At 66.4% G+C, this 9,727-nt stretch carries 12 protein-coding genes; 3 read left to right on the top strand and 9 right to left on the bottom strand.

Annotated elements, in window-relative coordinates; all coding sequences use genetic code 11:
* Both OXF11_16580 and OXF11_16585 read right to left on the bottom strand, forming a co-directional pair.
* Positions 1 to 1,316, bottom strand: a 1,316-nt coding sequence (locus OXF11_16580) for an ATP-binding protein (protein ID MCY4488711.1), incomplete at its 3' end; no start/stop codon positions are given.
* Positions 1,313 to 2,032 carry a response regulator gene (locus OXF11_16585; protein ID MCY4488712.1) on the bottom strand — a complete coding sequence of 240 codons (720 nt, stop codon included), beginning with the start codon at positions 2,030 to 2,032 and terminating at the stop codon, positions 1,313 to 1,315. The genes OXF11_16585 and OXF11_16580, both read right to left, overlap by 4 nt.
* 171 nt (positions 2,033 to 2,203) lie before the next feature.
* Here OXF11_16585 and OXF11_16590 point away from each other — a divergent pair, with 171 nt between their 5' ends.
* Positions 2,204 to 2,644 (top strand): EF-hand domain-containing protein, encoded by a 441-nt coding sequence (locus OXF11_16590; protein ID MCY4488713.1) that lies wholly within the window; start codon positions 2,204 to 2,206, stop codon positions 2,642 to 2,644.
* Between the two features lie 192 nt (positions 2,645 to 2,836).
* On the opposite strand, the gene OXF11_16595 is transcribed toward OXF11_16590, so the two are convergent.
* Positions 2,837 to 3,037 carry a hypothetical protein gene (locus tag OXF11_16595; protein MCY4488714.1) on the bottom strand — a complete coding sequence of 67 codons (201 nt, stop codon included), beginning with the start codon at positions 3,035 to 3,037 and terminating at the stop codon, positions 2,837 to 2,839.
* 72 nt (positions 3,038 to 3,109) lie between these two features.
* Here OXF11_16595 and OXF11_16600 point away from each other — a divergent pair, with 72 nt between their 5' ends.
* Positions 3,110 to 3,250, top strand: a complete 141-nt coding sequence (locus OXF11_16600; GenBank protein ID MCY4488715.1) for a hypothetical protein — start codon at positions 3,110 to 3,112, stop codon at positions 3,248 to 3,250.
* 87 nt (positions 3,251 to 3,337) lie between these two features.
* Here the strand turns inward: OXF11_16600 and OXF11_16605 are convergent, their stop codons facing one another.
* From OXF11_16605 to OXF11_16615, 3 genes are all read right to left on the bottom strand, one after another.
* Positions 3,338 to 3,649: a hypothetical protein gene (locus OXF11_16605; protein MCY4488716.1), complete on the bottom strand. Its 312-nt coding sequence runs from the start codon at positions 3,647 to 3,649 to the stop codon at positions 3,338 to 3,340.
* A 45-nt stretch (positions 3,650 to 3,694) separates the two neighbouring features.
* Positions 3,695 to 3,817, bottom strand: a complete 123-nt coding sequence (locus OXF11_16610; GenBank protein ID MCY4488717.1) for a hypothetical protein — start codon at positions 3,815 to 3,817, stop codon at positions 3,695 to 3,697.
* 255 nt (positions 3,818 to 4,072) lie between these two features.
* Positions 4,073 to 4,303: a hypothetical protein gene (locus OXF11_16615; protein ID MCY4488718.1), complete on the bottom strand. Its 231-nt coding sequence runs from the start codon at positions 4,301 to 4,303 to the stop codon at positions 4,073 to 4,075.
* A 664-nt stretch (positions 4,304 to 4,967) separates the two neighbouring features.
* Here OXF11_16615 and OXF11_16620 point away from each other — a divergent pair.
* Complete coding sequence (locus OXF11_16620; protein ID MCY4488719.1) at positions 4,968 to 7,241, top strand: PAS domain S-box protein; 2,274 nt, start codon at positions 4,968 to 4,970, stop codon at positions 7,239 to 7,241.
* 459 nt (positions 7,242 to 7,700) lie between these two features.
* Here the strand turns inward: OXF11_16620 and OXF11_16625 are convergent, their stop codons facing one another.
* The 3 genes from OXF11_16625 to OXF11_16635 form a co-directional block, all read right to left on the bottom strand.
* Positions 7,701 to 8,480: an amino acid ABC transporter ATP-binding protein gene (locus OXF11_16625; protein ID MCY4488720.1), complete on the bottom strand. Its 780-nt coding sequence runs from the start codon at positions 8,478 to 8,480 to the stop codon at positions 7,701 to 7,703.
* Positions 8,481 to 8,503: 23 nt separating this feature from the next.
* Complete coding sequence (locus tag OXF11_16630) at positions 8,504 to 9,160, bottom strand: amino acid ABC transporter permease (GenBank protein ID MCY4488721.1); 657 nt, start codon at positions 9,158 to 9,160, stop codon at positions 8,504 to 8,506.
* An 18-nt stretch (positions 9,161 to 9,178) separates the two neighbouring features.
* Positions 9,179 to 9,727: amino acid ABC transporter permease (locus tag OXF11_16635; protein MCY4488722.1), on the bottom strand; the 549-nt coding region annotated here is incomplete at its 5' end.

A 9,727-nucleotide genomic window follows, 5' to 3' on the forward strand; every position in this document is an offset into this window, starting at 1 on the left:
TCCCCGCCGTGGCCGCGGATGATGGTCCGGGCGATGGCGAGGCCGAGGCCCGCGCCGCCCGTGTCGCGGCTCCGCGACTCGTCGAGCCGGACGAAGGGCTCGAACACCCGCTCCAGGTCGGCCTCCGGGATGCCGGGCCCTTCGTCCTCGATGACCACGCGCACACGTCCACCGTCGTCCGCGACCCGCGCCGTTGCGCGGACGCCGTGGGCGCCGGCGTTCTCCAGGAGGTTCCGGAACGCGCGGCGCAACGCCACGGGCCGGCAGGCCGCCAGCACGCGGCCTGAGTCGGACACCGCGAGTTCGTGGCCGAGGTCCGCAAGGTCGGCGGCCACGCTGTCGACCAGCGCGTGGAGGTCCACCGTCCGCGTCGCTTCCTGCCGCATGTCCTCGCGGATGAACGCCAGGGTGTCCTCCGTCATGCGCTGCATCTCGTCCAGCACCTCCAGGATCTTCGTCCGGGTGTCGCCGTCCTCGACGAACTCGGCCTGAAGGCGCAGGCTCGTGATCGGTGTCCGCAGGTCGTGCGATATCGCCGCCAGCATGGCCGTGCGGTCGCGCACGTAGCGGTCGAGCCGCCCACGCATGAGGTTGAAGGCGCGCACGGTGCCGCGGATCTCCACGGGGCCGGCCTCCGGCAGGTCGGCCACGTCCTCGCCCCGGCCGAGCCGGCCGGCGGCCGCCGCAAGGCTTCGCATGGGTTTCGAGATGCGCCGTCCCATGAGAACCGCCACGGCGGCCACGCCGATGACCGACAACAGGAACGAGAGCAGGAACGTCCCGCCCCAGGGCGGCGCGCCCGGCAGCGGTCCCACGGTGACGTTCAGCCAGCGCCCGTCCCCCATGGCCACGGACGCCGCGAACCAATGGTCCCCCCAGTCCTCGTGACCGTGACGGTGGTCGTCATCATGGCCGTCGCCGTCCCGGATCCAGGACCCGTCCGGCGTGTCGTCGTGGGGCGGCGCCACCCTGACCCGCTCCCGCCCGACATCGAGCGCGACCGAGAGGTCACGAGCGATGACGGCTGCCCGTTCCCCGGTTCCCGACCCGCCGACCATGGGCTCCCGGGTGAGAGTGAACCGCGCCTGGCCGGTGCTCGCCGCATCCAGGATGGCGCCGTGAAGTGCGGGCGGCGCCTCCCGGAGCAGCCGCGCCACGGTGCCCGCGCGCGCAACGACGTTGTCCCGGTGGGCGTGGCGCACCGCCTCGCTCCGCTCGACCGCGAAAAGAACCATGGCGATGCCCTGCGCGATGCCGAGAGCGAGCAGCAGCAGCAGCGCGAGCCGTCCCGCGAGGCTTCCCGGGATCAGCCTCATGCCCGCTCCACCTTGCCCGCGAACCGGTAGCCGCCGCCCCAGACGGTGGCGATGAGCCTTGGTCTTGCCGGGTCCCGCTCCAGCTTCCGGCGCAGGCGGCTCACCTGGTTGTCCACGGCGCGGTCGAACGCCGCCGCGCGCCGGCCCCGCGTCAGGTCGAGAAGCTGGTCCCGGGAGAGCACCATCCCGGGACGCTCCAGCAACGCCGTGAGCAGCCGGAACTCGCCCGTCGAGAGCGGCGTCACCACCCCGTCCTCGTCCACCAGCTCCCGCCCGCCCATATCAAGCGTCCAGCGGTCGAACCGGTACGTTTCCGCCGCACGGGGCTCGCGGCCGGGGGGCAGGCTTTGCGTGCGGCGGAGCACCGCCTTGATGCGGGCCGAGAGCTCCCGGGGATTGAACGGCTTGGTGACGTAATCGTCGGCGCCGACCTCCAGCCCCACGATCCGGTCCGTGTCCTCCGCCATCGCGGTCAGCAGGATGACCGGAATCCGGGTCGTTGCCCGCAGGTACCGGCAGAGATCGAGGCCGTCCTCGCCCGGCATCATGATGTCGAGCACCACCAGGTCCACGGCCGCCGCCTGGAGCGCCCGCCGCGCGGCGGCGCTCGAGTCGGCGGCGGTGACGCGCACGCCGTGCTCTTCGAGATACCGCGACAGCGGCTCGCGGATATCCCGGTGGTCGTCGACCACGAGAACGTGCGGCGAGTCTTCCATGAACTACAAGTCTAGGCGGCTCTTGGCCGGAGAGACAGAAGAAAAGTGTAACAAAGCATGTCACGACGCCCCGCGGCGAAGGACTGCGACACAACCGTACGGTCCGCGGCAAAGTTCTGCGACATCCGGTCCTTATACTCCCTCCAACAACAACACCCAAGGAGGGAACCGATGAGAAAAACGACAAAGGTATTGGCAGGAATCGGCGTCGCCGTGGCCATCGGCGGGATGGCGCTCGGAGGTGCGAGCCTCGCCCACCGCAACGGCGGCTTCGGCGATCATGACGACCACAGGGCGGTGGTCATGTTCGACGCCGTCGACGCCGACCGGGACGGGACGCTCTCGCAGGCCGAGTTGGACAAGGCGCGCGAGGCCCGCGGCGCCGCCCTCGCCGCCCACGACGCCGATGGCGACGGCCGGCTCGACCTCGAGGAGTTCGCCCGCCTGTGGAGCGAGACCACGCGCCCCCTCACCGTGCGCGCCTTCCAGAGGCTCGACACGGACGGTGACGCGGTCATCTCGCGTTCGGAGTACGAGCGGCCCCTCCAAGGCATCGCCGAACGGGGTGACAGGCGGGACCATCACCATGACCGACACCACCACGACGACTAGGCGCCTCTGAAGTCGGGGATCGGGCAGGTTCGACAGGGCCTGCCCGGTCCTTGCCGTTTCCGTTCGGCGCGGGACAGCGCGGCGGTGGAGGGAAGAGGCAGTTCGCTCGTCTTTTTCCGCCAGCGCGAGCGAGATCGATTTCGGGGCCAAGGGTGACATCGCGCCCTGGCCGTCCCGGGCGGTGGCGACGAGCTACTTGCCGTTCTGCAGGGCCTCAGTCCCGAACCGCTCGTTGGCTTCCAGTGTCTCGCGCACGTCATCCCACGTGGTGTTGTGGTTGCGAATGCAAAGTCTGAGCGCCAACGTCCCGTGCAGCGACGTCGATGACATGAACGCGCGGTCTTCCCAGAACACTCGCGCGAGCACGTTGCGGTTGATCGCCTGTTCGTCCAAGTCGCCGGGGTTGACCCGGAAGCACACGGTCGCGACGCCGGTTTCAACAGCTCCGGCACCGGGCTCTCCCGGATGTACGCCTCGGCACGGGACGCCAACTCCATCCCGTTGCCCACGGCCCGCCGGAACGCCGCCATCCCGAAAGTCTGCACCGACATCCAGATCTTCGACGCACGGGACGCGCGGCTCAGTTGCAGGCCGCAGTCCGAGTAGTGGGGTGGTTGGCTCCCCGTACGGTGTCCTGCAAAATATCGTGGTGCACCCGCGAACGCGCGTTCCAGCGCCACCCGGCTGCAGTAGTCATCGATGACCGTGGTGAAGGTCCTGTCTCTTGGAGCCGGCGGCACGGATCAGGAGTTCATAGGCCCTCTGTTCGTGCAGAAGGCGCTCGCCTTCTTTGGCGACACCCGCGCCACGGGGGGTGTCTTCATCAGGGATCTCGCGATGCAGAGCCTGGCTGCGCTTCTCGAGGAGAGCGGCAAAGCGGCGCTTCTGCTCGGAATCGAGGGTCTCGGAAACGAGGGCGCCGAGAATATTCAGAAGCGCCCGACTCTCACCGAGCAGGACTTGGACGTTGAACTTGATGGCGGCGACGTCTTCTTCTACAGACATTGGTTGTCTCCTCTCATCTGCTCCCACTTCCCGAATGCTGGTCAGTCAATCGTCCCCGCGCAGCTTGCGCAGCCGCTTTACATCGCGCCACCCGCACCACAGGAACACCGCGAGCGCCGGCAGGATCACCAGCACAAGGACGCCAACAAGAATGCCGGCCGGCTTCACGGTCTGTCCCCAGTACACATCGCGGTGGTCCCGTTCGACTTCCCCTTGAGGTACACGGCCTCGCAGGGGCGCGTCCCCTTGAGCTGGGCGAATCTGCCGGTCCCGCCCACGATCCTGATCGTGCCGGCTCCGCCCCGCCCCCTGCCACGGCGCCCTCCCGCCCCCCGGTCAGGTAGAGGCCGGCGCCATCATCCTTCGTGTCGGGGCCCGTGCAGGACCACTCGACCTGCACCTCCCCGGCCATCCTCCTGCCGCTCACCACGATGTCATGTAGAACTGCAGGCCCTTGGTGACAGGGTCCCCCGAGCGCTCCGTCACGATGGCCACGCCATCACGACCGCCGGCGAACACCGTGCCCCGGGAATGCTCGATGGTCGTGTAGTCGTGGATGCCGCTGTAGACCAGGGTGAAGCTGCGACGCTCGTCAGGGTGGCTTATCCCCGGCAGCAGTGGCCGGCCCGCGAACGCCAGAGGGGTTCTCGACACCACTCGACACCTCCGTTCTGAACACGTGAGCTCGCGGTGAGGACTCCAGATCTCCCCCGGATCGTTCCGATCGGAAACCCCCGTCTGGACAGCCTGCCGCCACAGCCCTTCCGCCGCGCCTTCCGGGAACTCCCTCGCAACCCGAACCTTCCTGCGGAGCCGTTTCGGAATGACGCGCTCGCAGGGGTTCCAGTACCCACACGGGGTATCGGACTTGTATGTAATTGACGTACCGGGTTGACCGCCACACGTACTTTTTTCGCATTGTTCGCGGGCCCTGAGACGGCGAAGCGATGACGCCTATCGAGGCTGCCATGCCTTTTGCCTCTCGGGCGCGCGTCTGCACCGTTGTCGTGTGTCCATGAAGCCTGGATACGCGCTTGGCGTACGAGGGCCGAAAGGGCCGCTTCACAGCCGTGTCCGCGCATGGCGTCGACTAGACTATCGTGCTGGAGAATCGCGGGCTGTCGGGCAGCCCGCCTTGCGAAAGGCCTTCCAGCTATGGCACACATCTCCAACCACGAGGCCGGAAGAGTTCCGCTCGCGGCAAGGCGACGGAACAACCCGGTTGCGGCGTCGATGATCTCCGACACAAGCCCCATCCAAAAGGAATCCCTCAACGATGACTATGAGCGACAGGGTGCCGGCAGCACGGGAGAACACCATGACGGCGGCAAGAATTCTCATTGTCGAGCATGAGCAACCTGTGGCTGCGCGCCTGGAAGAAGAGTTGACGACGGCGGGATATGCGTGCGCTTCGGTCCCGTCCGGGCAGGAAGCGGTGGCTGTGGCGGCGGACCGGCCGCCGGACCTAGCCCTGATCGACCTGGAACTGCCGGCAGAACCGGACGGCGTCGAAACGGCGCGGCACTTGGGCGCGGCGCTCGGCACGCCGGTGCTGTATCTCAACGGCAATGCCGAACCGGCGCTGGAGCGGCGGTCCCTGGACAGTGAACCGGCCGGTTACGTGCCGAAGACGGCGCCGGCAGGACAACTCCACCTGCAAATCGAAGCCGCCCTGCGTCTGCATGCTCGGCAACGATCGCAACGGCAAGCGGCGGCGATCGCCGAATGCACCACCGAGGCCATCGTGGCCACCAACGAGGGCGGCGACGTCACGTTCATGAACACCGCCGCGGAAAGCCTCACGGGCTGGTCCCGGCACGAAGCCTTCGGTCGGCCGATGATGCAGGTGTTTCACGGAGCCGCGGGAAATCTTCCGGTCCTGTTCGGGACCACGCAACGCTTCCTCGAGGAGGGCGCCGGCACCGTTCGTACCGGCGGCGACATGATGCTCGTGACCCGCGACGGGAAAGAAGTGCCGATCGACTACAACGTGGCGGCCGTAACGGACCGAAACGGCCGTGTCGAAGGCACGGTGTTGGCCTTTCACAGGATCGACGAGGCGCAGGTGACGCAGAGCGTTCGGGGAGAAGCACGGGCGTGGCGCATCCTCGTGGAAAGCACGAAAGACGGGATCGTGGTGATCGACGAGCGCGGGAACCCGATCATGCGCAACACCAGCGCGGAACGCATGTTGGGTCCGTACAGACAGGACTCCGCACCCGAGGACTGGAGTGAGCGTTACGGCGTCTTCAAGCTCGACGGAGTGACTCACTACCCTTCTCTCGATTTGCCGATCGCGCGCACCCTCGGCGGTGAGTCAACGGATGACGAGGAAATGATCCTGCGCAACCCGGCCATTCCGGAAGACATCTACATCAGCACCAGCGCCAGACCGCTTCTGGACGATTCAGGCAAACTCAAGGGAGGCATGGCCGTGTTCCGCGACATCACATCCAGCAAGCGCTCGGAGGCCGAGTTGAGGCATACGGTGGGGCGGCTGGAGCGCCAGACCCGTCTCATGGAATCCGTTTTCAACAGCATCAGCGACGCGGTGGTGGCCGTTGATTCCCAGGGCGACTACCTTGTTGTCAACGCCGCGGCGAAACGGTCCGCCGACGCCGTGTCGCCCGGCGGTTTCGAAGAGCTCATGAGGACAGACCTTGCCGCCTTGCCGACGACCCTTGGACTCTACCTCCCCGACAAGAACACGCTCATCTCTGGCGATGAGTTCCCGATCGCGCGCGCCCTGACGGGCGAAGCGTTCGATGGCATGGAGCTATTCGTGCGCAATTCGAAGGTCCCCAACGGGGCTTACTTCAACGTCACCGGAATGCCCCTGCGGGACGAATCCAACTCCATCATGGGCGGCGTCGTGGTGTACCGCGACGTGACGGAGCGTGCGCGCGCCGATGAGGCGCTGGCTCGCGCGTTCACCCGGGGACGACTGGAAATCGTCGAAACGGTGCTCCACAACATCGGGAATGCAATCAACAGCGCGGGCATCGGTATCGGAACCGTATACGAGCAACTGAAGAGGAACCGGACGGTACGCCGCCTTCAGGCGCTGGCCAACGCCTTGAAGGCGCACGAGCACGACTGGATCGACTACCTGAGAGACGATCCGACGGGCCGCCGGGCGATGCCGTTCCTGTTCGCCCTCGCCGACGACCTGGGGAGAGATGGGACGCAGTTGCTGCAGACCGTCGAGCGGGTCCGGGACAGGGTGAAGCACATCGCGGACATCGTCCGGACGCAACAGGGCTTCGACAAGGACATGACGGCCCTCAAGGATCTGGACCTGGAAGAGGCCATCAAAGCCGCAGTCCGGATCCTGCAGGACTCTGTCCTCAAGCGCGGCATCGGGCTTCGCATCGATTGCGCGGGGGCGCCCGCGCAGGTTCGGGTCCGTGAAAGCCTGTTCCACCAGATGGTGGTCAACCTGGTGAAGAACTCCATCGAAGCCTTCGGCGAGGCCGCCCTGTCCGGGGCCCCAACGAACCGCCGGAGATCCGCATCCGGTCATACGTCGAGGAAGAGTTCCTGGTCATCGACATCATTGACAATGGCGTCGGCATCGAACCGAAGGACCTGAAAAACATCTTTGTTTCGGGATACACCACCAAGGACGCGGGCAGCGGGCTGGGGCTTCCTTCGGCGGCGACCTACGTCGCCAGCGTCGGCGGGAGTCTGGAGGCCTTGAGCGACGGGGTCGGGAAAGGAGCGACCGTGCGCGCGAGGCTCGGGTTGTCGTTCGTCTGGCCGGAACGGTCCTCCGGCCAAGCATGACGCCGGGGAAATCCCGCGGCCGAGCGAAGAGGGGCGGGGTCGATGCCGACCGCCGCCCCGTGTTTCCTGCCGGGGATGGTGGCGGGTTTCTTCCCGGTGTCGGAGTTCCGGTGAACCGCCCGCGGTTCCGGAACTTCACCGCCGCCATCCCTTGAGGAACACCGCCGCCCTCGTCACGGCTACGCTCGCACGCGTCGTCCCCATGCACGCGGCCGCGGCCCCCTTGTCCTTGCTGCCGTTGGCCGTTCTGGCGAAGTTCCAGTCTTCAGATTGTGCGCGACCGCCAGGTATCGAGGAATTCCCGCAGCCGCCCGCTTCGCGGCCGCTTGAAGATGTCGTCCGGAGGGCCGCGCTCGATGACTTCGCCCGCGTCCATGAACACGACTTCGTCGGCCACGTGCGCGGCGAATCCCATTTCGTGGGTGACGACGACCATGGTCATGCCGTCGCCGGCGAGTTCCTGCATCGCCTGAAGCACTTCGCCCACGAGTTCCGGATCCAACGCCGACGTCGGCTCGTCGAAGTACATCACGTGCGGTCGGATCGCCAGCGCCCGGGCGATGGCGGTACGCTGTTGTTGTCCGCCGGAGAGTTGGGCCGGGTAGTGGTGGGCCTTGTCGTCCACCCCCACCTTGGCCAGCATCTCCATGCCGATGGTTTCCGCGTCCCGCCTGGGAAGCTTTTTCACCACGCGCAACGCCTCGGTCACGTTGCCGAGGGCTGTCTTGTGCGGCCAGAGGTTGTAGTGCTGAAAGACCATGCCGATGACGCTGCGAACGCTGTCGATGTTGCGGTCGCTGTCGAGCACCCGCTTGCCATCGACCTCGCGATAGCCCAGCAGCCGGCCCTCGATGAACACCCGGCCCTCGTCGTAGCGGTCGAGAAACGCCATGCATCGCAGCAGGGTGCTCTTGCCGGAACCGGACGGGCCGATGACGCAGACCACGCGCGAGCTATCGACCGCGAGGTCAATTCCTCTCAGGACGTGAACCGCGTCGAACCGCTTGTGCAGGCCCTCGACCAGGACCACGGGCTTGCGTTCCATGGTGTCGCTCACTGTTCCTTCCCTCATGACGCGTGGCTGAACCGGCGTTCCAGGAACCCGCCGAGAAGCGCGATGCCCTCTATGATCAGCCAATAGAGCAGGGCGACCGCGACGTAGGGCTCGATCACGGCGAAGGTCTCGTTGACCATCTGGGTCGTGTTTTTCGTCAACTCGGCGACCGTGATGATCGACAACAGAGCCGATTCCTTGACCAGGATAATGACCTGATTGGTTGATGGCGGGATGATCAGCGTCAGCATCTGCGGGATCTGAATCCGGGCGACGATCATGCGGCGCGGAATCCCCAGCATGCGCGCGGCTTCGATCTGGCCGGGCGGGATGGACAGGAACCCGGCCCTGAATATCTCCGCGAAATAGCCGCCGCCGTAAAAACCGAGGCCGATGATCCCGACCGGTTCGGCATCGAGGGTCAAACCGATCGAAGGGCCCCCATAGTACAGTATGAACAACAGTATCAGGATCGGGGTGCCGCGCATGACCTCGATATAGGCCCGGCACAGGAACCTTGCCGGGTCGAACGGCAGGCTGTGGAGCAACGCGACCGCAAGACCGGCAGCGACGGCCAGAAGCGATGCCAGCGCACAGATGTAGACCGTCGTCCATAGCCCCGACAGCAACAGCGGACCGTAGCGAAACACGATGTCGATGTCGAACGACACGGCTTTCCCCGAAGGCGGCTAGCGCGCCGACGCGACCGCGTAACGGCCCTCGAAGTAGGCCCCGGCGCGGGCCAGGACCAGATTCATGGCGAGGTATAGGGCGGCCACGATCATGTAGACCTCCAGCGGCCGGTAAGTGACCGAGACCACGTGCTGGCCGGTGCGCATGAGCTCGGTCACCGCGATCACCGAGATCAGGGATGAGTTCTTGAGGATGCTGATGGTCTCATTGATGAGCGCCGGCAGGACCAGGCGCATCATCTGCGGAATCAGGATCCTTACCTTGACCGCCAGGATTCCGATCCCGAGCATGCGCGCGGCCTCGGCCTGGCCGGACGGGATGGACAGCAGGCCGCCCCGGAAGATCTCGGCCTGAAACGCCGCCGTGTTCATGGTCAGCGCGATCAGCGCCGCGGCGATCGACGGCACGTCCAGCCCGATGGTCGGCAGCAGGTAGAAGACGATCAGGAGTTGCACCAGGATGGGCGTGCCCCGCCAAACGCTTCGGTAGACCACCGAGGCCCGCCGGATCAGCCGGTTCCGCGAGATCAGACCGAAACTGAGCCA

The organism is Deltaproteobacteria bacterium, assembly GCA_026712905.1.
GTDB lineage: Bacteria > Desulfobacterota > Binatia > UBA9968 > JAJDTQ01 > JAJDTQ01.

Excerpts from the sequence above, each read along its gene's own strand:
- OXF11_16620 (MCY4488719.1), top strand. The coding sequence starts at position 4,968 with ATGACGGCGGCAAGAATTCTCATTGTCGAGCATGAGCAACCTGTGGCT.
- OXF11_16590 (MCY4488713.1), top strand. The coding sequence starts at position 2,204 with ATGAGAAAAACGACAAAGGTATTGGCAGGAATCGGCGTCGCCGTGGCC.
- OXF11_16625 (MCY4488720.1), bottom strand. The coding sequence starts at position 8,480 with ATGGAACGCAAGCCCGTGGTCCTGGTCGAGGGCCTGCACAAGCGGTTC.
- OXF11_16600 (MCY4488715.1), top strand. The coding sequence starts at position 3,110 with ATGTACGCCTCGGCACGGGACGCCAACTCCATCCCGTTGCCCACGGCC.
- OXF11_16605 (MCY4488716.1), bottom strand. The coding sequence starts at position 3,649 with ATGTCTGTAGAAGAAGACGTCGCCGCCATCAAGTTCAACGTCCAAGTC.
- OXF11_16585 (MCY4488712.1), bottom strand. The coding sequence starts at position 2,032 with ATGGAAGACTCGCCGCACGTTCTCGTGGTCGACGACCACCGGGATATC.